Below are 19,953 nucleotides of genomic sequence, written 5' to 3'. Positions count from 1 at the left end.
CCAGCGCCGCCGGTGCGCCGGCGGCGTGCGCCGGCCGGCCAGCCCCGCCACCACGTCCTGCCGCGCGGCCGTCCAGGCCGGGGCCAGCGCGGCCAGCACCCCGGCGAGCACCGCGACGGCGGCGATCGCCGCGAGGGCCGCCGGCCAGCAGCGGTACCCGCCGAAGCGCGCGCCGAAGAAGTACTGCTCCATCAGCGACCGCCCGGCGAACGCGGCGGCGATGCCGAGGGCGACCCCGGTGGCGGCCCCGACGGCGCCCAGGACCACGCCGTCGGCCAGCACGATCCGGCGCAGCTGGGCGTCGTCGCCGCCGGCCACCGCGACCAGCGCGAGGTCCCGGCGCCGCCGTCGTACGCCCACCGCGAAGGCCGGCCCGACGAGCAGCACCACCTCCAGCAGTCCCAGCCCGCCGACGAGCACCGAGACGCTCATCCCCTCGGCGTCGAGCGAGTAGCGGCGCTCCGGCGGGAGCGCGGCGATGTCGTCCGACTCCGGGGGCGGGCCCGGTACGCGGGCGTGCACCAGGACGCCGCGCTCGTTGAGCCGGCGGAACAGTCCCTCGTCGACGGCCCCGGGCAGGTCGACCAGCCAGCTGTTGTTGTCCGGGTCGGCCTCCCCCCGGCGCGTCGCCGCCGGGTGCAGCGTCACCACCGGGCCCAGGTCGTCGGGGTACTCGGCGACCCCGACCACCCGCCAGGAGCGGACGCCGTCGCCGGAGGTGACGGTGCCGCCGGTGCGGACGTCGAGGCGGCGCGCCGCCGCCGGGCTGACCGCGATCTCGTCCGGCCCGGCCGGCGGGCGACCCTGGTGGAACCGGACCAGGCCCCGGCCGAGCGGGTCCGCGAGGTCCACCACACGACCCGTGAGGTTGCCCTCGACGCGCTCGCCGACCCGGGCGTCGAAGGACACCCAGCGGCGCAGCGGCGTCACCCGGCTCCCCGCCGGCAGCAGGGCGGTCACCTCCTCGGCGGTGACCGCCGCGGCCGGGGCCGGTTCTCCCTGCCGGGAGTTCCAGTTGTCGCCCCAGGGGCTCTGCACGATCGGCTGCGCCGCCACCCGGAGCAGTTCCGCGTCGGCGGCGCCGAGCTGGCGCTCGATCCGTTCGGCCGGGGTCAGCTCGGCCATGTCCCAGTTCACCGCCGTGAAGGTCAGCACCAGCACCGGCAGCGTGATCATCGCCAGCACCAGCGCCGTACGCCCCCGGGCCCGCCGGGCCTCCCGCCGGGCGATCCGCAACGCGGCCCACCAGGAGCCGACCGCGCGGGCGAGCCGGCCGCCCCGGCCCCCGCTCACCGATCGCTGCCGCTCAGCAACTGCTCCACCCCGCTCAGCGGGGCCGTCGAGTCGACCAGCACACCGTCGCGCAGGAAGACCACCCGGTCGGCCCAGGCGGCGTGCCGCGCCTCGTGGGTGACCAGCACGGCGGCGGCCCCCGCGTCGACGCGGCGCCGCAGCAGGCGCAGCACGGCCTCGCCGGTCTGCGAGTCGAGCGCCCCGGTGGGTTCGTCGGCGAGCACCAGCCGGCGCTCACCGACCAGGGCGCGGGCGATCGCCACCCGCTGCTGCTGCCCGCCGGAGAGCTGGTCGGGGAAGCGGTCGCCCAGCTCGGGCAGGCCCACCTCGGCCAGCGCGTCCAGCGCCAGCCGGCGGGCCCGCCGGACGCCGGTGCCGTCGAGTTCGAGGGGGAGGGCGACGTTCTCCACCGCGGTGAGGCTGCCGAGCAGGTTGAGGTCCTGGAAGACGTAGCCGATCCGGCGGCGGCGCACCTGGGCCAGCCGGCGCCGGTCCAGGGCGCCGAGCGGCTGCCCCTCCACGTACACCTCGCCCGCCGTCGGGCCGTCCAGCCCGCCGGCCAGGGCGAGCAGGGTCGACTTCCCCGAGCCGGACGGCCCCATCACGGCGACGAGCTCTCCCGGCCGGACGGCGAGGCTCACCCCGCGCAGCGCGTGCACCGCCGCCGGGCCGGTGCCGTGGGTGCGGTGCACGTCACGTACGTCGAGCACGGGTGCGCCCGGCGCCCCGCCCCCGCTCCCCGTGCTCACCGTCGTGCCTCCTCGTCGGCCCGCTCCACCGCCCCGGCGGGCGCGGGCGGGTGGCCGGGTCCCGCCGGACGGTAGCGCACGAGGCTGGCCTCGCAGTGGTCCAGCCAGCGCACCTCCGACTCCGCCTGGAACACCATGGCGTCCAGCACCAGCCGCCACGGCAGGTCCTCCGGGCGGTCGCTGGCGTACTTCAACCGGGTCAACTCCTGCAACGTGCGCATGGTCGCGCTGCGCTGGGTCTGCACCACCGCGCGCACGTCGACGCCGGGCGTGGTCAGCGCGAGGGCCAGCTTGATCGCCAGCTCGTCGCGGGGCCGGTCGGTGCGGCTGATCGGGGTGGCGAACCACAGGGTCAGGTCCGCCCGCCCGGCGTCGGTGATCTCGTACGGGCGCTGCCCGGCCTCGCTCTCGGGCAACGACCGGACCAGCCCGTCCCGCTCCAGGCGGGACAGGGTGGTGTAGACCTGCCCGATGTTCAGCGGCCAGGTCGAGCCGGTCGACTCCTCGAACGCGGCGCGCAGCTGGTAGCCGTACATCTGGCCGCGTTCGAGCAGGGCGAGCAGCCCGTGACGGATGGACATGGCAACGGAGTATGCATACCTGGTATGCGACCTGCAACCGGAGCGGGGTCGCCGGTCAGGTGGGCCGGCCCGGGAACGGCACCGTCAGGGGGGTGATCCCGGCCGCCCGTCGCCAGCGGGTGGCCCGCAGGGCGTACTCGACCAGGGCGGCCAGCGCGCCGTCCCGGTCGGCGCCGGTGGTGACCGGCACCACCGCCCGCCAGAACGCCGCCGTGCGCTCCTCCACCTCGACGGCCAGCCGCAGCGCGCCCGCCCGGTCGGTGACGGGGAACGGCAGCGCGTAGCCGGCCCGGTCGGCGGGAACGCTGCCGCCGCCCGTGCTCAGCCGCACGATCAGGTCGTCGCGGCGGCGCCGGTGCGCGGCCTCCGCCTCCCTCGCTGCGGTGCGGGCCGCGCCGGTGAGGCGTACCCCGATGGGCCCGTACGCCCAGATCGCGGCGTACTCGGCGGAGAGCGCCGCGCCGAGCGCGTCGGCCGGCCCGGCCGGTGTCGGTGCGGTCACTTCAGCGCCTCCACGTGGGTGGCCCGGGCCGCGGCGATGGAGGCGAGCAGCGCGGCCCGCTCCGCCGGCGCCGCGGCGCAGGCCCTGGTCGCGGTCTCCCGGCCGCCGCGCTCGCTCTCGCGCAGCGCGGCCCGTGCCGAGGCGGGGTCCCCGGCCGGGACGGCGGCGGCCGGGGCGGACGCCGACGGCAGCGGCACGCCGATGACGCGGGCCAGTTCGGCCGCGTGCGCGTGGTGCGCCTCGGCGATCGGCGTGAGCAGGCCGGCGAGCGCGGGGTGCGCGGCGGCGGCGTCGCGGTGCCCGGCGGCGAGCCGCAGCGACTCGTCGAGCAGCGGCGTGAGCGGGTCGGGCCCGGGGTCGGGGCCGTCGTCGCGGTCGAGCAGGCCGCAGCCGGTCAGCGGCGCCGCCGCGCCGCCGAGCGCCAGGAACGCCCCGGCGCGCAGCACCGTTCGCCGGGAATGCCCGGTTGCTCCGCCGCGTCGTGTCGTTCCGCCCGTCGCCACCGGACAAGTCAACACCATCACCGGCCGTACGTGCTCCACCGGCGTCGGTGCGCCGCCCGGCCCGGGCGGCGGCAGGCGCGTTACGCTCTGCGCAGCCACCGGCGCGTCAGCCCCGGTGGCGTGCCGGCATGGGCGGCCCAGTGGGCGCCGCCGATCAGCGGAAGGGTGCGGAGATGACGCAGCGTGGCCGTGCCACGAGGTCGACGGGTCCGGCGGGGAGACCCCGGCGCGCCGACGCCCCCCGGGGCGGGGAGCGCGCCGGAGGCCCGCGCGGCGACCTCGCCGCCCGACGGGCGCGGCTGCGCGAGGTTATCGAGCCGGTGGTCGCCGGCGCCGGCTACGACCTGGAGGACCTCTCGGTCTCCCGGGCCGGCCGGCGGCACGTGGTGCGGGTGATCGTGGACGCCGACGGCGGGATCAACCTGGACGCCGTCGCCGAGGTCTCCCGGGCCGTCTCCGCGGCCCTCGACGCGGCCGAGGAGGCCGGCGGGGACATCGTCGCCGGGGAGTACCAGCTGGAGGTCAGCTCCCCCGGCGTGGACCGGCCGCTCGTCCTGCCCCGGCACTGGCGGCGCAACGTCGGCCGGCTGGTCAAGGTGACCGTCCGCGGCGCCGGCGCCGCCCCCGACCCTCGCGCCGAGCAGCCCGCCGGCGACCGGCAGGTCACCGGCCGGGTGGTCGAGGCCGACGACGAGCGCGTGGTGCTGGAGACTGAGACCGGCCGCGCCGGGTGGACCTACGCGCAGCTCGGCCCCGGCCGGGTGCAGGTCGAGTTCCACCGCCTCGACGAGATCGACGAGTCGGGCGAACCCGACGACATTGACGACACCGACGACTTCGACGACGAAGATGATGTGGAGGACGAGGAGAGGTGAACATCGACCTCGCGGCGCTGCGCGCACTCGAGCGCGAGCGGGAGATCCCGTTCGACACGATCCTCGCGGCGATCGAAGCCGCGCTGCTGACCGCCTACCGGCACACGGACGGGGCGGAGTCGCACGCCCGGGTGGAGATCGACCGCAAGTCCGGCGCGGCCCTGGTCTACGCGCAGGAGATGGCCGAGGACGGCACCGTGGCGCGGGAGTGGGACGACACCCCGCACGACTTCGGGCGGATCGCCGCCATGACCGCCAAGCAGGTGATCCTCCAGCGGCTGCGGGAGGCCACCGACGAGGTGCACTTCGGTGAGTACGTCGGCCGCGACGGCGACCTGGTCACCGGCGTGGTGCAGGCGCACGAGGCCCGCTCCGAGAAGGGCATCGTCAGCGTCGACCTCGGCAAGCTGGAGGGCGTCCTGCCGCAGTCCGAGCAGGTGCCCGGCGAGCGTTACGCGCACGGCGAGCGGATCCGCTGCGTGGTGGTGCACGTGGCCAAGGGGATGCGCGGGCCGCAGATCACCCTCTCCCGGTCCCACCCGGCGCTGGTGAAGAAGCTCTTCGCGCTCGAGGTGCCGGAGATCGCCGACGGCACGGTCGAGATCGGCGCGATCGCACGTGAGGCGGGTCACCGGACGAAGATCGCGGTCCGCTCCACCGTCCAGGGCGTCAACGCCAAGGGCGCCTGCATCGGGCCGATGGGCCAGCGGGTCCGCGCGGTGATGAGCGAGCTGCACGGCGAGAAAATCGACATCATCGACTGGTCGGACGACCCGGCGACCTTCGTCGGCAACGCCCTGTCGCCCGCCAAGGCCCTGCGGGTCGAGGTGGTCGACCTGGCCAGCCGCACCGCCCGGGTGACCGTCCCGGACTTCCAGCTCTCCCTCGCCATCGGCCGGGAGGGGCAGAACGCCCGACTTGCCGCCCGGCTGACCGGTTGGCGCATCGACATCCGGTCCGACGCGGAGCAGGCCGGCGCGGCCGGCCGGGGCGGAGCTGATCACGTCCCGGAGCCGGGCGGCGCGATCTCGGGCACCTAGGGGTAGACTTTCTCCAGTGGTACGACGCGCGCTGCCGGAGCGCACCTGTGTGGGTTGCCGGCGACGTGCGCCGGCCAGCGAATTGCTGCGGATCGTCGCGGTCGGCGACGAGGCTGGTCACAGCCTTCGGCCCGATCCGGCCCGCAGGCTGCCGGGTCGGGGAGCGAACATGCACCCGGATCCGGCCTGCTTCGCGCAAGCGGTGCGGCGGCGCGCCTTCGGGCGGGCGCTGCGCATCACCGGGGTCCCTGACCACGGTGAGTTGGCGGAGCACGTCGACGCGTCAACCACTACGTCCGGTCAGCCCGACCGGGCGAGGGTCGCTAGCAGGGTAGGACGACCGACATGAGCACACGATGAAGTCCCTGAAATGACCAGGCTTCAAGTGCACGAGTGAGGTCGCTGCGGGTGCTGCCCGCACGACCTCGGAGTGAGGAGTGCAGTGGCAGGTAAGGCCCGCGTACACGAGCTTGCAAAAGAGCTCGGGGTCGAAAGCAAGACCGTTCTCGCCAAGCTCAAGGAGATGGGCGAGTTCGTGAAGTCCGCGTCCAGCACCGTCGAGGCGCCCGTCGCCCGGCGGCTGCGCAGCGCATTCGTCGCCTCCGCCGGATCCCCGGCACCGGCCGCCCCACCGGCGGCCGCCCCGGCGTCGACCCCGACCCCGACGCCCTCGCCCGCCCCCGGCGGACCCCGGGTCTCGGCCAAGCCGATGCCGCCCCGGCGGCCGGCCGCGCCGACCCCCGGCCCGAAGCCCAAGGGCCCGGTGCCCGGCCCGCCGCAGCCCGCGGCCCCGGTCGCCAAGCCGGCGAGTGCCCACGACATCGAGGTGGCGGCCGCCGAAGCGCGTGCCGCCGCGCTGAAGGCCGAGCAGGAGGCCGCGGTCAAGGCCGCCCAGGCCGCTCGGCAGCAGCAGCGTGAGAACGTCCGCCGGGAGCCCCCGGCCGACGGTGGCAACCGTCCCGGTCCCCGACCGGGTCCGGGTGCCATGCCGCCCCGTCCGGGTTCCCCGGCCGCCGGTCGCCCCGGCGCGCCGACGCCGGGCCCGGGTGGTCGTCCGGGCGGGCGTCCGCCGGCGCGCGGCGCCGGTAACAACCCGTTCGGCATCCAGGGCAGCCAGCAACAGCAGCAGCGGCCCCCGGCCGCCGGTGCGGGTGGGCCCCGGCCCAGCCCGTCCGGCATGCCTCCGCGTCCCAGCCCGGCCTCCATGCCGCCCCGTCCGAGCCCGGCCTCCATGCCGAGCCAGCGGCCGGCAACCGGTCGCCCCGGCCCCGGTGGCGCGGGTCGTCCCGGTGGCGGCGCGGGTCGCCCCGGTGGCGGCGGCGGTGGCGGGGGCTTCCGTGGCGGTCCCGGTGGCGGCGGCGGTGGCGGCGGCTTCCGTGGCGGCCCCGGTGGCGGTCCCGGCGGCGGTGGCGGTGGCTACCGTGGCGGTCCCGGCGGCGGCGGCGGTGCTCCGGGCGGTGGCTTCCGTCCGGGCGCGCCGGCCGGTGGCGGTGGTCGTCCCGGTGGCGGTGGCCGTGGCCGTGGCGGCGGCGCCGCGGGTGCCTTCGGGCGTCCGGGCGGCAAGCCGACGCGCGGTCGCAAGTCCAAGAAGCAGCGCAGACAGGAGTTCGACAACCTGTCGGCCCCGACCATGAGCTCGGGTGCTCCCCGGGGTCAGGGTCAGGTCGTCCGGCTCTCCCGTGGCGCCTCGCTGTCGGACTTCGCCGACAGGATCAACGCCAACCCGGGTTCGCTGGTCCAGGAGATGTTCAACCTGGGCGAGATGGTCACGGCGACCCAGTCCTGCTCCGACGAGACCCTGCTGCTGCTGGGTGAGCACCTCGGCTTCGACGTGCAGATCGTCAGCCCGGAGGACGAGGACCGCGAGCTGCTCGCGCAGTTCAACATCGACCTCGACGCCGAGATCGCGGAGGACCGCCTGGTCAGCCGTGCGCCGGTGGTGACCGTCATGGGTCACGTCGACCACGGTAAGACCAAGCTGCTCGACGCGATCCGCAAGGCGAACGTCGTGGCCGGCGAGGCGGGTGGCATCACCCAGCACATCGGTGCCTACCAGGTCCACGTGCCGCACGAGGGCGAGGACCGCGCGGTGACCTTCATCGACACCCCGGGTCACGAGGCGTTCACCGCCATGCGTGCCCGTGGTGCCCAGGTCACCGACATCGTGGTGCTCGTCGTCGCGGCCGACGACGGCGTGATGCCGCAGACGATCGAGGCGTTGAACCACGCCAAGGCGGCCGACGTGCCGATCGTGGTGGCGGTCAACAAGGTCGACAAGCCGGAGGCCAACCCGGACAAGGTCCGCCAGCAGCTGACCGAGTACGGACTGGTCGCCGAGGAGTACGGCGGCGACACCATGTTCGTCAACGTGGCGGCCAAGCCGGGCATCGGCATCGACGAGCTGCTCGAGGCCGTCCTGCTGACCGCCGACGCGTCGCTGGAGCTGACCGCTCCGATCGACGGGCCGGCCCAGGGTGTGGCCATCGAGGCGCACCTCGACAAGGGCCGCGGTGCGGTGGCGACGGTGCTGGTGCAGAAGGGCACCCTGCGGGCGGGCGACTCCATCGTCGCCGGCGGGGCGCACGGCCGGGTCCGCGCGATGCTCGACGAGAACGGCAACCAGGTTGCCGAGGCCGGTCCGGCGCGTCCGGTCCTGGTCCTCGGTCTGACCGCGGTGCCCGGCGCCGGCGACACGTTCCTCGCCGCGGCGGACGACCGCACGGTGCGGCAGATCGCCGAGCAGCGGCAGGCGCGGCGGCGGGCGGCGTCCTTCGCCAACTCCCGCGGCCGGGCCACCCTCGAGACGCTCATGGAGCAGCTCAAGGAGGGCGAGAAGACCTCGCTCAACCTGGTGCTCAAGGGCGACGTCTCCGGTTCGGTGGAGGCGCTCGAGGACGCGCTGTTCAACCTCGACATCCCGGAGGAGGTCCAGCTCAGGATCATCCACCGGGGTGTGGGTGCGATCACCGAGAGCGACGTCATGCTCGCGAGCGCCTCGTCCGAGGCGGTCACGATCATCGGCTTCAACGTGCGGGCCGCCAACAAGGTCCGCGAGATCGCCGACCGCGAGGGCGTGGAGATCCGGTACTACACCGTGATCTACCAGGCCATCGAGGAGATCGAGGCGGCGCTCAAGGGCCTGCTCAAGCCGGAGTACGAGGAGGTCGAGCTGGGCACCGCGGAGATCCGCGACGTCTTCCGCTCGTCCAAGATCGGCAACATCTCCGGCTGCATCGTCCGGTCGGGCATCATCCGGCGCAACGCCAAGGCGCGCCTGCTGCGGGACGGGTCGGTGGTGGCGGACAACCTCACCATCAGCTCGCTCAAGCGGTTCAAGGACGACGCCACGGAGGTACGCGAGGGCTTCGAGTGTGGTCTGACCCTGGGTGGTTACAACAACGTCCAGGTCGGCGACGTCATCGAGACCTTCGAGATGCGGGAGAAGGTTCGCGCCTGATCCGGTGAACCACTGATCGGGGGGTTTACGCCGAGAGGCGTAAACCCCTTGATCATGTGGGGGGCGGCAGGGGTATGGTCCGTGGCGATGTTCACGGGAACCGCGGTATTCGACCTGCTGCTGCCGGGCGACTCACGGTCGCTCAAGGCCAAGAGATCCTACGTACGGCCGATCGTCGCGGCGCTGCGCCGCTTCGAGGTCTCGGCCGCCGAGGTGGGGGCGCTCGACCTGCACGGTCGGGCGGAGATAGCCGTGGCGGTGGTGGCCGCCGAGGCGTCGCACGTCCGCGAGGTGCTGGACTCCTGCGAGCGCCTGGTGGCCGGCCGGCCCGAGACCGAGCTGCTCTCGGTGCGCCGGCGGCTGCACGGCGAGGAGGACTGACCCCGGCGGAGGCCCTCCGTCGCAGAGCCGGTACGGAGCCGGCGCCGCGCGGCGCGGGTTGCCGCGCGGGTAGTGTTCGAGTTGTCGGCCGGCCGGCCCCGGGGCGCTCCGCGTCGCCGGGTCACGGCCGGGTGCAGGACGCCGTGGAGGTGGCGAGATGTCTGATCCGGCCAAGGTACGCCGGCACGCGGAGCGGGTGCGTGAACTGGTCGCGTCGGTGGTGCGTAGCCAGATCAAGGACCCCCGACTGGGCATGATCACCATCACCGACGCCCGGATCACCGCGGACCTGCGCGACGCGACGGTCTTCTACACGGTGCTCGGCGACGCGGCGGCCCAGGCGGGCACGGCGGCGGCGCTGGAGAGCGCCAAGGGCATGCTGCGCAGCACCGTCGGCAAGGCGCTCGGGCTGCGCCACTCGCCGACGCTGACCTTCGTCCTGGACGACGTGCAGGACCAGGTCAAGCACATCGACGACCTGCTCGCCCAGGCCCGCAACGCCGACGCCGAGGTGCAGCGGCTCGCCGCCCGGGCCGCGTACGCGGGCGAGGCCCAGCCGTACCGGCTGGACGAGGACGAGGACGCCGAGGACGAGGACGCCGAGGCCGACCAGGACGAGGACGAGACCCCGCCCCGGGGCGGGGACCCGAGGTGACCGAGCCCTCCGGCGGCCGGGCCGGTGGGGCGCTCGCCGAGGCGGCGCCGCCGGCCGGGGCGGGCCCGAGCGAGGCGGACTGGGCCGCCGCCGTCGCGGCGGTGCGGGACCTGCCGCCGGACGGGCGGGTGCTGCTGATCTGCCACGTCAACCCGGACGGGGACGCGTTGGGCAGCATGCTCGGCTTCGGGCTCGGGCTGCGCCGGCTGGGCGTACGGCGGATGCAGGCGACCTTCCCCGGCCCGCCCGAGGTGCCCGAGCCGTTCCGCGGGCTGCCCGGGCTCGACCTGCTGGTGCCGGCGACCGAGGCGTACCCGGATCCGGACCTGGTCATCTGCTTCGACGCGGCCGGTGAGTCGCGGCTCGGCGAACTCGTCGACCGGCTGGAGACCGCGGGCGCCGCGCTGGTGCTCGACCACCACGCGTCGAACACCCGCTTCGGCCGGATCAATCTGGTCGACCCGGACGCGGCGGCCACCTCCGTGGTGGCCGAGGGGCTGCTCGCCCGCCTCGGCGTCGCGCTGGACGCCGCGATCGCCGAGTGCCTCTACGTCGCCCTGAGCACCGACACCGGCTCCTTCCGGTTCGAGGCGACCACCCCGGCGGTGCACCAGCTGGCAGCCCGCCTGCTCGGCACCGGCATCCGCCCCGGCGAGATCTCCCGGCGGATCTTCGACACCCGGCCGTTCGGCGCCGTCCGCCTCTTCGGCGAGGTGCTCGGCCGGGCCCGCCTGGAACCCGCCGCGGCCGCCGGGCACGGCCTGGTCTGGACGTACGCGACGCAGGACGACCTGGTCCGGCACGACCAGCGGCCGTACGTGCTGGAGGCGTTGATCGACTCGGTGCGGTGCACCGCCGAGGCCGACGTGAGCTGCGTGGTCAAGCAGACCACGGCCGGCGACTGGGCGGTGTCGATGCGCAGCAAGGGCGCGGTGGACGTCAGCCGGGTGGCGGTGGCGCTGGGCGGTGGCGGGCACCGCTTCGCCGCCGGCTTCACCGGTGCCGGCTCGGTCGACGAGGTCGTCGAGCGGATCCGCGCGGAGCTCGACGGCGCGTTGACCGGCCCCGGCCGGCGCTGAGCGGAGGGCCCGAGCGGGAAGATCAGGGTGAGCTCGGGGGAGTGTCCGTCTTCCCGGCTCCGCCGAGTACGGGGAGAATCGCGGGATGGAGCAGCCCCACGACCTCACCGTCGAGGCGTCCCGCGCCTGGGACCGTCCCGTCGTCACCGTGCCGGTGCTCGTCTGTCTCTCGCTGGTCGGCGGCCGGTTCCCGTCCTTCTCGACCGAGGCGAACCTCTGGACCCTCGGCACCGGTGGGGTGCTGATCTGGCTCGGCCTGAGCAACCGGGTGCCCCGGCGGCCGGCGCCGCGCCGGTTGGGTGCCCCGGCGGCCTGGTGGGCCCTGCCGGTGGTGGTCTTCGTGGTGTTCGAGGGGGCCACGTTCGTGCTGGCCGCGGGGGACGACTTTCCCACCTTCTCGCGGCTGGCCGATCCGCTGCTGGAGGACCGGCTGGTCCGCTCGGCGACCTGGCTGGCCTGGCTGTCGGCGTTCTGGGGGCTGGTGCGGCGATGATGCGGACGCTCGCCATCGGTGGTTTTCTCGCCTCGCTGGTGCTCTTCGCCGTGGTCGAGTGGCTGGCCCGGCGGGAGGGCTCGCGGATCCCGACGCTCGGCGAGATCTGCGCGTACGTGATGCGCTACGAGGTGGGCCCGGTGCCGGTCGGCCGGATCGGGCTCTTCGGCTTCTGGTGGTGGCTGGGCTGGCACTTCCTGGCCCGCTGACCGCCGCCGCGATCCTCCCGGGCCGCCCCGGCGCGCCGGGAAGGTGAGTCCATATCGCGGGAACCGTGGGCAGTATGTGGACCTTAACGATAGCTTGGGAGTTGGCCGGCGTCGTGTGGCGGCGCCCGCCGTGGGGCGGTGGAGCCACACCCGGCAACACCTCCCCCCAGGGTCGACCGACCCGGGCTCACGCTGCCCACCAGCCGCTCCGGTGACCCCGGACCGCTGCCGGGCGCTCAGCACGACCGCCCGTGAGGGCCGCCGTCCCCGGTGGCCCGCGCCCTGGAAGGGGAGCACCATGCCGAGCAAGCCCAAGCCGCAGATCACCGACGAGGCCCGCGAGCAGATGCGCCGCGCGCTGCAGACGTCGATGGACACCCGGCAGTGACCGACGCCGCCCGGCGGTGACGCCGCCGGCGTCGTACGCCGACAGCGTCACCGCCCGCGGGCGCCGGTCGCCGGTGCGAGCGGCCGCCGGAAAGGCGGCTCTCCGTCCCGACCAACGGTCCGCTGCCCCACCCCTACCTCTACCTTGATCTTCCAGCCGTCCCGGCGCCAGCCGGCCCGCCACGTGCGGTGCCCGCCGCGGATGTGCGGCGCCTGCCACGGGTGTGTCGGTGCCCGCCGCGGATGTGCGGCGCCTGCCACGGGTGTGTCGGTGCCCGCCGCGGATGTGCGGCGCCTGCCACGGGTGTGTCGGTGCCCGCCGCGGATGTGCGGCGCCTGCCACGGGTGTGTCGGTGCCCGCCGCGGATGTGCGGCGCCTGCCACGGGTGTGTCGGTGCCCGCCGCGGATGTGCGGCGCCTGCCACGGCTGCGGTGTCCCGCCGCGATGTGCGGTCCCTGCCACGGGTGTGCGATGTCCGCCACCGATCTGCGGTGTCCGCCTCGGGTGCGGTGCCTGCCCGAGGCGCCCGACAGCGAGGCCACGCCAAGGGACACCGCCTGCCCGAGGTCCGACACCGAGGCCACGCAGAGGGGCGACGCCTGCCGCGACGGAGCTTTGGCCTCCGCGTCGGATGTCCGGCCTCCGCGTCGGATGTGCGGTGCCCGCCCGACGGCCGGACACCGAGGCGTCGAGGCGCACCGCCTGCCGTCTCGGGGCCGGGCGGCGTGTCCGCCTGCCGCGTCCTGGCGCGCGAATCAAGAACGCCGGCCCAATCAGCGGTGATCAGGACGCCATGGACCCTAAAACGACCGGGTGACGTCCATGGCGTCCTGATCACCAGGCACTCGCGGCCTGCCGGGACGGCGGCCCTCCCCGGAGAAGTGCGTGTTCGTCGTGCGTGGTGGGGCCACCATCCGGGTCGCCTGGTGCCTCGTGCGCGAGCACACCACGCTCACCCCGACCGGCATCGGCCTATGCCGCCTCTCCTTCGGCGCGCTGCTGGTCGCCCTGGCGACGGCGTCCGGCCGGGTGCTCGCGGCGGTGCCGGCGGAACCGGTGACGCTCGTCCTGATCCGGGTCGGCGTCGAGGGCCGCCACGCGCGGTACTTCCCTCGCCGGCGCGACGGCCCCGGGGCGGCCACCGTTGTCGGCCCGGGCTCGCCGCGTGTCGCGTCGTGCCGATGTCGCTCACCGTCGTGTCGCGTCGTGCCGATGTCGCTCGCCGCGCGTCGCGTCGTGCCGATGTCGCTCACCGTCGTGTCGCGTCGTGCCGATGTCGCTCACCGCCGCACTGCCCGTGGTGGTGCTGGTCGGGGATCGCTGCGCGCCCCGTCGCTCGTGGGGAGCGCTGCTGGTGCGGGACGTGGTCGGCGTGCAGCAGACGCCGGGCAGGCCGGGCCGCCGGTAAGTGATCGGACAGTTTGCGATCCTTACCTGACCGTGTCAGGATCGGCGGCGATGAGCCCACCCGTCGTCGCCGCCCCACGGGCCGCCGTCGCGCCGCGCCGAATCGCCGCGCTGGCCCTGCCGGCGCTGGTCGTGCTGGCCGCCGAACCGATCTACGTGCTCGTGGACACGGCGGTGGTGGGGCACCTCGGTCGGGTGCCGCTGGCCGCCCTCGCCGTCGGCGGCACCGTGCTGACGCTCGTCGCCTGGCTCGGCACCGTGGTCGCGTACGGCACCACGGGGCGTTCGGCCCGGCGCTTCGGGGCGGGCGACCGGGCGTCTGCCGTCGCCGAGGGAGTCCAGTCCTCCTGGCTGGCCCTCGGGGTGGGGGTGCTGGTCGCGCTCGGCATGCAGGTCGGCGGCGGGGCGCTGGCGCGTACCCTCGCCGGAGGCCCCGGCGAGGTGGCCGAGGCCGCCGCGCAGTGGCTGCGGATCGCGGCCCTCGGGGCGCCCGGCCTGCTGCTCGCCGCCGCCGGCAACGGCTGGTTGCGCGGCGTGCAGGACATGCGCCGCCCGCTGGTGTTCGTGCTCGGGCCGAACCTGCTCTCCGCCGTGCTCTGCCCGCTGCTGGTCTACCCCGCCGGGCTGGGCCTGGTCGGCTCCGCCGTGGCCAACGTCATCGCCCAGACCGTCTGCGGGGCGCTCTTCGTCGGGGCGTTGGTCGCCGAGCGGGTCCCGCTGCGGCCCCGGCCCCGGCTGATCGGGCAGCAGCTGGCGCTCAGCCGGGACCTGCTGATCCGGGGCGTCGCGTTCCAGGCCAGCTTCCTCTGCGCCACCGCCGTCGCCGCCCGCTTCGGGGCCGCCGCCGTCGGCGCGCACCAGATCGCGCTGCAACTGTGGTTCTTCACGGCCCTGGTGCTCGACGCGCTCGCCGTCGCCGCCCAGGCGCTGGTCGGTGCCGCCCTCGGGGCCGGCGACGCCGACGCCGCCCGCGACCTCGCCCGCCGGATCGGGCTGCTCGGCGGCGCCTGCGGTGTGGCGTTCGCCGGGCTCATCGCCGCCGGCGCCGGCGTGGTACCGGGCTGGTTCAGCTCCGACCCGCAGGTACGCGACCAGGCCATGCTCGCCTGGCCGTGGTTCGTGGCGATGCAGCCGCTGGCCGGCGTCGTGTTCGCTCTCGACGGCGTGCTGATCGGCGCCGGGGACGTGCGCTACCTGCGCAACCTCACCGTCGTGGCCGCGTTCGGCGGCTTCCTGCCGGCGATCTGGCTGACGTACGGCCTCGGCCTCGGGCTCGGCGGCATCTGGGCCGGGCTCACCCTCTTCGTGGTGCTGCGGCTGGTGGCGCTGCTGCTGCGGCTGCGCTCCGGGGGCTGGGCCGTGGTCGGCGTGGTGCGCTGAGCCGCGGCACGTCACGGTCACCGGCATCGGGGCGGTCAGGGCGGAGAGGTCGCCCGGCGTACGGCGGCGGTGGGGCGTCCGACGCGGTCTGGCAGGCTTGGGTGTCGTGAGCACAGACGGTCTGATCGTGGTCGACAAGCCCGGCGGCATGACGTCGCACGACGTGGTGGCGCGGATCCGCCGGTTGGCCCGGACCCGTCGGGTGGGGCACGGCGGCACCCTCGACCCCATGGCGACCGGGGTGCTGGTGATCGGGGTCGGGCGGGCCACCCGCCTGCTCACCTACGTGATCGGCGCCGGCAAGAGCTACACGGCCACCGTCCGGCTCGGTCAGGCCACCGTCACCGACGACGCCGAGGGCGACGTGATCGCCGCCACCCCGGCCGGCCGGGTCACCGACGAGGCGGTCCGGGAGGCGCTGGCCGCGCTGACCGGCGAGATCGACCAGGTGCCGAGCGCGGTCAGCGCCATCAAGATCGACGGGCAGCGGGCGTACAAGCGGGTGCGCGACGGGGAGAGCGTCGAGCTGCCCGCCCGCCGGGTCACGGTGTCCCGGCTGGAGCTGCTCGCCGTACGCCGGGACCAGCCCGACGTGGTGGACGTGGACATCGACGTCACCTGCTCCTCCGGGACGTACATCCGGGCCATCGCCCGGGACGCCGGCCTGGCGCTCGGGGTGGGCGGGCACCTGACCGCGCTGCGGCGTACCGCCGTCGGCGGCTTCGCCCTCGCGGAGGCCGCCACCCTCGACGAGCTGGAGGAACGCGCCCCCGAGGTGGTGAACCTGCCGCTGGCCGCGGCGGCCGACCGGTTCTTCCCGCGCCGCGACGCGGGCGCCGACGAGGCGAGGGTGCTCTCGCACGGCGGGCCGCTCGACCCGGCCGGGATCGCGGGACCCTACGCGGTCTTCGGCCCCGACGGCGCGCTGATCGCTATCGTCAGCGAGCGGGACGGCCGGGCCCGCGCGGAGATCGTGCTCGCCCCCGCCTGACGGGGGCGGGGAGCGGCGGCCGGGGCGGTCCGTCGGAGCGAGGCAGGGAGGAGCGGCATGCAGCGGTGGCGGGGGTACGACGCGGCGCCGGGCGGGTGGGGGCGGTCGGTCGTCACCATCGGCGTCTTCGACGGCGTGCACAAGGGGCACCAGGCGACCATCGGACACGCCGTGTCCCGGGCCCGGGAGCTCGGCGTGCGATCGGTGGTGGTCACCTTCGACCCGCACCCGGCCGAGGTGGTCCGGCCCGGCTCGCACCCGGCGGTGCTCACCGAGACCGCCCGCAAGGCCGAGCTGATCGAGGCGCTCGGCGTCGACGTGCTCTGCGTGGTGCCGTTCACCCCGGAGTTCTCCCGGCTGCCCGCCGAGGCGTTCGTGCACGACATCCTGGTCGAGCACCTGCACGCCGCCCTGGTGGTGGTGGGCGACAACTTCCGCTTCGGGCATCGGGCCGCCGGTGACGTGGCGCTGCTGGAGCGGCTCGGACGCACCTTCGGCTTCGCCGTGGAGGGGGCCCCGCTGGTCGCCGAGGCCGGCACGGTCTTCTCCTCGACGTACATCCGCTCCTGCGTGGACGCGGGGGACGTGGCGGCGGCGGCCGCCGCGCTCGGTCGGCCGCACCGGGTCGAGGGGGTGGTGGTCCGTGGCGACCAGCGCGGCCGTGAGCTGGGCTTCCCCACCGCCAACCTGCTCTGCCACCGGTACGCGGCGATCCCCGCCGACGGCGTCTACGCCGCCCGGCTGCTGCGCCGGGGACACGCCGAGCCCCTGGCCGCGGCGGTGTCGGTGGGGACCAACCCGACCTTCTCCGGCCGGGAGCGGCGGGTAGAGGCGTACGCGCTGGACTTCTCCGGTGACCTCTACGGCGAACGGGTGGCGCTGGACTTCGTCGCGCACCTGCGCGGACAGATCCGCTTCGACGCGATCGAGCCGCTGGTCGCGCAGATGGGGCAGGACGTCGAGCGGACCAGGCGGGCGCTCGACTGACCGCGTCGCGGCCCTTGACCGGCCGCCGTCCGACCGTGCTGGTAGTCTTGCGGAGACGTCGGCTGACCGACGTGGGGCCTCGCGTGCCTGCACGACGCCGCGGGTGCGAGGTACCGGTCCGTTTCCGGTCCACTGACCGAGCCGGCGGACATCATCGAAGACCCACGAAACAGGGAGAACATGGCGCTCGACCAGGAAGCCAAGGCCAAGATCCGCGCGGAGTACGCGACCGCCGACGGCGACACCGGTTCGCCGGAGGTGCAGGTCGCGGTCCTCACCAAGCGGATCGCCGAGCTCACCGAGCACCTGAAGGTGCACAAGCACGACCACCACAGCCGCCGTGGGCTGCTGCTGCTGGTCGGCCGTCGCCGCCGGCTGCTCAACTACGTCCAGAAGAAGGACATCAACCGCTACCGGTCGCTCATCGAGCGGCTCGGTCTGCGCCGGTGACGTGACGGGGGAGTGGCCCGACCGGGCCGCTCCCCCGCTCCGGCACCACAGGAAACCGGGCCGCGCGACCACCCGAGAAGGGGAGCCGGTCAGCGTACCGGTCTCCGGTAGTGGCCCCCGGGCACTCCGGCATCTCGCCGGTCATCCGGGCGCTTCGATCGAAGACCGGCCGTCTGAGCAGCTCCCCGCGTCGTGGGCCCCCGATGCGAAGGAGCACGACAGCACCATGACCGAGACCAACCTCGGCACCGAATCCCGCACCGCCGTGATCGACAACGGGTCGTTCGGCACCCGTGAGATCACCTTCTCCACCGGCCGGCTGGCCCGCCAGGCCGCCGGTTCCGTCGTCGCCCAGCTCGGCGAGACGGTCGTCCTCTCCGCCACCACCGCCGGCAAGCAGCCGAAGGAGCAGTTCGACTTCTTCCCGCTGACCGTCGACGTCGAGGAGCGGATGTACGCCGCGGGCCGCATCCCCGGCTCGTTCTTCCGCCGCGAGGGTCGTCCCAGCGAGGACGCGATCCTCACCTGCCGGCTGATCGACCGGCCGCTGCGCCCGTCCTTCGTCAAGGGCCTGCGCAACGAGGTCCAGGTCGTCGAGACCATCCTCGCGCTCGACCCGCAGCACCCCTACGACGTCGTGGCGATCAACGCCGCCTCGATGTCGACCAAGCTCTCCGGCCTGCCGTTCTCGGGCCCGATCGGGGCGACCCGGGTCGCGCACATCGACGGCCAGTGGGTCGCCTTCCCGACCCTGGAGGAGCTGGCCCGGGCCACCTTCGACATGGTCGTGGCCGGCCGCTCGCTGCCGGACGGCGACGTCGCGATCATGATGGTCGAGGCCGAGGCGACGCCGCACGCCGTGACGCTGATCGCGGCGGGCGCGACCGCGCCGACCGAGGAGATCGTGGCCAGCGGCCTGGAGGCCGCGAAGCCGGCGATCCGCGAGCTGTGCCGCGCGCAGGCCGAGCTGGCCGAGGTGGCCGCCAAGCCGGTCGCCGAGTTCCCGGTCTTCCTGGACTACCAGGACGACGTCTACGCGGCGGTGGGCGACCTGGTCCGCGCCGAGGTCGCCGAGGCGCTCCAGATCGCCGGCAAGGCCGACCGCGAGGAGGCCCTCGACCGGGTCAAGGCAAAGGTCGCCGAGGAGCTGGCCCCGCGTTTCGAGGGCCGCGAGAAGGAGCTCAGCGCAGCCTTCCGGTCGCTGACCAAGTCCGAGGTGCGCAACCGGGTGCTGCGCGAGCAGGTCCGCATCGACGGCCGCGGCCCGCGCGACATCCGCCCGCTGACCGCCGAGGTCGGCGTGCTGCCCCGGGTGCACGGCTCGGCGCTGTTCGAGCGCGGCGAGACCCAGATCCTGGGCGTCACCACGCTGAACATGCTGCGCATGGAGCAGATGGTCGACACCCTCTCTCCGGAGAACCGCAAGCGCTACATGCACAACTACAACTTCCCGCCGTACTCGACCGGTGAGACCGGCCGGGTCGGCTCGCCGAAGCGGCGCGAGATCGGCCACGGCGCGCTCGCCGAGCGGGCGCTGATCCCGGTGCTGCCGTCGCGCGAGGAGTTCCCGTACGCCATCCGGCAGGTCTCGGAGGCGCTCGGCTCCAACGGTTCCACCTCGATGGGTTCGGTCTGCGCCTCGACGCTGGGCCTGCTCTCCGCCGGTGTGCCGCTGAAGGCGCCGGTCGCCGGCATCGCCATGGGGCTCATCTCCGACGAGGTCGACGGCAAGACCGAGTACGTCACGCTGACCGACATCCTCGGCGCCGAGGACGCGTTCGGCGACATGGACTTCAAGGTCGCCGGCACGCCGGAGTTCGTCACCGCGCTCCAGCTCGACACCAAGCTCAACGGCATCCCGTCGGACGTGCTGGCCGCCGCGTTGCAGCAGGCGTACGAGGCCCGGCAGACCATCCTCGGCGTGATGCAGGCGGCCATCGAGGGGCCGGCGGAGATGTCGGAGTACGCGCCGCGCGTCACCACCGTCAAGATCCCGGTCGACAAGATCGGCATGGTGATCGGCCCGAAGGGCCAGACCATCAACGCCATCCAGGACGAGACCGGCGCCGAGATCTCCATCGAGGACGACGGCACCATCTACGTCGGCGCCACCAACGGCCCGTCCGCCCAGGCGGCGGTGGACCGGATCAACGGCATCGCCAACCCGACCCTGCCGAAGGCCGGGGAGCGGTTCCTCGGCACGGTGGTCAAGACCGCCGCGTTCGGCGCGTTCATCTCGCTGCTGCCGGGCCGCGACGGCCTGCTGCACATCTCCAAGGTGGGCGACGGCAAGCGGGTCGACAAGGTCGAGGACTTCCTCAACGTCGGCGACCGGGTCGAGGTCGAGATCGCGGACATCGACGCCCGCGGCAAGATCTACCTGGACAAGGTCCGCCCCGAGGGCGCCGAGGCTCCGGCGGGCGACGAGGCCGCCGCGGGCGGCGAGCGTCCGGCCGCTCGGGACCGGGGCGACCGGGCCCCGCGCGACCGCGGCGACCGTGAGCGCGGCGGCGACCGGGGCGGCCGTGGCCCC

General features: G+C 74.8%; 20 protein-coding genes. 15 read left to right on the top strand and 5 right to left on the bottom strand.

Going from position 1 to position 19,953, the window contains the following annotated elements:
* The 5 genes from V6V16_RS26260 to V6V16_RS26240 all read right to left on the bottom strand — a co-directional run.
* Window positions 1–1,293: FtsX-like permease family protein (locus tag V6V16_RS26260; RefSeq protein WP_334566307.1), on the bottom strand; the 1,293-nt coding region annotated here is incomplete at its 3' end.
* Window positions 1,290–2,042, bottom strand: a complete 753-nt coding sequence (locus V6V16_RS26255) for an ABC transporter ATP-binding protein (protein WP_334566305.1) — start codon at window positions 2,040–2,042, stop codon at window positions 1,290–1,292. The genes V6V16_RS26260 and V6V16_RS26255, both read right to left, overlap by 4 nt.
* Entirely contained in the window at window positions 2,039–2,623 is a 585-nt protein-coding gene (locus V6V16_RS26250) for a PadR family transcriptional regulator (protein ID WP_334566304.1), read from the bottom strand. Before V6V16_RS26250 ends, V6V16_RS26255 begins: the two co-directional genes overlap by 4 nt.
* A 55-nt stretch (window positions 2,624–2,678) precedes the next feature.
* Complete coding sequence (locus V6V16_RS26245) at window positions 2,679–3,125, bottom strand: ferritin-like domain-containing protein (protein WP_334566302.1); 447 nt, start codon at window positions 3,123–3,125, stop codon at window positions 2,679–2,681.
* Window positions 3,122–3,571: a hypothetical protein gene (locus V6V16_RS26240; protein WP_334566301.1), complete on the bottom strand. Its 450-nt coding sequence runs from the start codon at window positions 3,569–3,571 to the stop codon at window positions 3,122–3,124. The genes V6V16_RS26245 and V6V16_RS26240 overlap by 4 nt, the downstream gene beginning before the upstream one ends.
* 230 nt (window positions 3,572–3,801) lie before the next feature.
* Between V6V16_RS26240 and rimP the strand changes: the two genes are divergently transcribed.
* The 15 genes from rimP to V6V16_RS26165 form a co-directional block, all read left to right on the top strand.
* Complete coding sequence (gene rimP / locus V6V16_RS26235; protein ID WP_334566300.1) at window positions 3,802–4,503, top strand: ribosome maturation factor RimP; 702 nt, start codon at window positions 3,802–3,804, stop codon at window positions 4,501–4,503.
* The gene (gene nusA, locus V6V16_RS26230; RefSeq protein ID WP_334566299.1) at window positions 4,500–5,543 is read left to right on the top strand and encodes a transcription termination factor NusA; all 1,044 of its coding nucleotides are present in this window, start codon (window positions 4,500–4,502) and stop codon (window positions 5,541–5,543) included. The genes rimP and nusA overlap by 4 nt, the downstream gene beginning before the upstream one ends.
* 16 nt (window positions 5,544–5,559) lie before the next feature.
* A complete protein-coding gene (locus tag V6V16_RS26225) occupies window positions 5,560–5,892 on the top strand; it encodes a YlxR family protein (protein WP_334566296.1) in 333 nt (110 codons plus the stop codon).
* A gap of 93 nt (window positions 5,893–5,985) precedes the next feature.
* On the top strand, window positions 5,986–9,000 hold the full coding sequence (gene infB / locus V6V16_RS26220) for a translation initiation factor IF-2 (protein WP_334566293.1): 3,015 nt from the start codon (window positions 5,986–5,988) through the stop codon (window positions 8,998–9,000).
* An 87-nt stretch (window positions 9,001–9,087) separates the two neighbouring features.
* Window positions 9,088–9,381 carry a DUF503 domain-containing protein gene (locus V6V16_RS26215; protein ID WP_091620728.1) on the top strand — a complete coding sequence of 98 codons (294 nt, stop codon included), beginning with the start codon at window positions 9,088–9,090 and terminating at the stop codon, window positions 9,379–9,381.
* Between the two features lie 157 nt (window positions 9,382–9,538).
* The gene (gene rbfA, locus V6V16_RS26210; RefSeq protein WP_334566289.1) at window positions 9,539–10,036 is read left to right on the top strand and encodes a 30S ribosome-binding factor RbfA; all 498 of its coding nucleotides are present in this window, start codon (window positions 9,539–9,541) and stop codon (window positions 10,034–10,036) included.
* Window positions 10,037–10,137: 101 nt separating this feature from the next.
* Complete coding sequence (locus tag V6V16_RS26205) at window positions 10,138–11,115, top strand: DHH family phosphoesterase (RefSeq protein WP_442934157.1); 978 nt, start codon at window positions 10,138–10,140, stop codon at window positions 11,113–11,115.
* Window positions 11,116–11,200: 85 nt separating this feature from the next.
* On the top strand, window positions 11,201–11,608 hold the full coding sequence (locus tag V6V16_RS26200; protein ID WP_334566285.1) for a hypothetical protein: 408 nt from the start codon (window positions 11,201–11,203) through the stop codon (window positions 11,606–11,608).
* Window positions 11,608–11,817, top strand: a complete 210-nt coding sequence (locus V6V16_RS26195) for a DUF6186 family protein (RefSeq protein WP_334566310.1) — start codon at window positions 11,608–11,610, stop codon at window positions 11,815–11,817. The genes V6V16_RS26200 and V6V16_RS26195 overlap by 1 nt, the downstream gene beginning before the upstream one ends.
* A 1,661-nt stretch (window positions 11,818–13,478) precedes the next feature.
* Window positions 13,479–13,613: a hypothetical protein gene (locus V6V16_RS26190; RefSeq protein WP_334566283.1), complete on the top strand. Its 135-nt coding sequence runs from the start codon at window positions 13,479–13,481 to the stop codon at window positions 13,611–13,613.
* Between the two features lie 50 nt (window positions 13,614–13,663).
* Window positions 13,664–14,992 (top strand): MATE family efflux transporter, encoded by a 1,329-nt coding sequence (locus V6V16_RS26185; protein WP_334566281.1) that lies wholly within the window; start codon window positions 13,664–13,666, stop codon window positions 14,990–14,992.
* Between the two features lie 106 nt (window positions 14,993–15,098).
* Window positions 15,099–15,983 (top strand): tRNA pseudouridine(55) synthase TruB, encoded by an 885-nt coding sequence (truB, locus tag V6V16_RS26180; protein ID WP_334566279.1) that lies wholly within the window; start codon window positions 15,099–15,101, stop codon window positions 15,981–15,983.
* 57 nt (window positions 15,984–16,040) lie between these two features.
* Window positions 16,041–16,970 carry a bifunctional riboflavin kinase/FAD synthetase gene (locus V6V16_RS26175; RefSeq protein WP_334566277.1) on the top strand — a complete coding sequence of 310 codons (930 nt, stop codon included), beginning with the start codon at window positions 16,041–16,043 and terminating at the stop codon, window positions 16,968–16,970.
* 180 nt (window positions 16,971–17,150) lie between these two features.
* A complete protein-coding gene (gene rpsO / locus V6V16_RS26170) occupies window positions 17,151–17,420 on the top strand; it encodes a 30S ribosomal protein S15 (protein ID WP_121396038.1) in 270 nt (89 codons plus the stop codon).
* Between the two features lie 226 nt (window positions 17,421–17,646).
* Window positions 17,647–19,953: polyribonucleotide nucleotidyltransferase (locus V6V16_RS26165; RefSeq protein ID WP_334566272.1), on the top strand; the 2,307-nt coding region annotated here is incomplete at its 3' end.

This window comes from Micromonospora sp. CPCC 205561 (assembly GCF_036906775.1).
Classification (GTDB): domain Bacteria; phylum Actinomycetota; class Actinomycetes; order Mycobacteriales; family Micromonosporaceae; genus Micromonospora.
The sequence above is the reverse complement of the archived record's forward strand: the minus strand, read 5'-3'. Positions and strand labels throughout refer to the sequence as shown.

Coding starts and splice junctions, on each gene's coding strand:
- V6V16_RS26250 (WP_334566304.1), bottom strand. CDS start 2,623: ATGTCCATCCGTCACGGGCTGCTCGCCCTGCTCGAACGCGGCCAGATG.
- rimP (WP_334566300.1), top strand. CDS start 3,802: ATGACGCAGCGTGGCCGTGCCACGAGGTCGACGGGTCCGGCGGGGAGA.
- V6V16_RS26215 (WP_091620728.1), top strand. CDS start 9,088: ATGTTCACGGGAACCGCGGTATTCGACCTGCTGCTGCCGGGCGACTCA.
- rbfA (WP_334566289.1), top strand. CDS start 9,539: ATGTCTGATCCGGCCAAGGTACGCCGGCACGCGGAGCGGGTGCGTGAA.
- V6V16_RS26200 (WP_334566285.1), top strand. CDS start 11,201: ATGGAGCAGCCCCACGACCTCACCGTCGAGGCGTCCCGCGCCTGGGAC.
- V6V16_RS26195 (WP_334566310.1), top strand. CDS start 11,608: ATGCGGACGCTCGCCATCGGTGGTTTTCTCGCCTCGCTGGTGCTCTTC.
- V6V16_RS26190 (WP_334566283.1), top strand. CDS start 13,479: ATGTCGCTCACCGCCGCACTGCCCGTGGTGGTGCTGGTCGGGGATCGC.
- V6V16_RS26185 (WP_334566281.1), top strand. CDS start 13,664: ATGAGCCCACCCGTCGTCGCCGCCCCACGGGCCGCCGTCGCGCCGCGC.
- V6V16_RS26175 (WP_334566277.1), top strand. CDS start 16,041: ATGCAGCGGTGGCGGGGGTACGACGCGGCGCCGGGCGGGTGGGGGCGG.
- rpsO (WP_121396038.1), top strand. CDS start 17,151: ATGGCGCTCGACCAGGAAGCCAAGGCCAAGATCCGCGCGGAGTACGCG.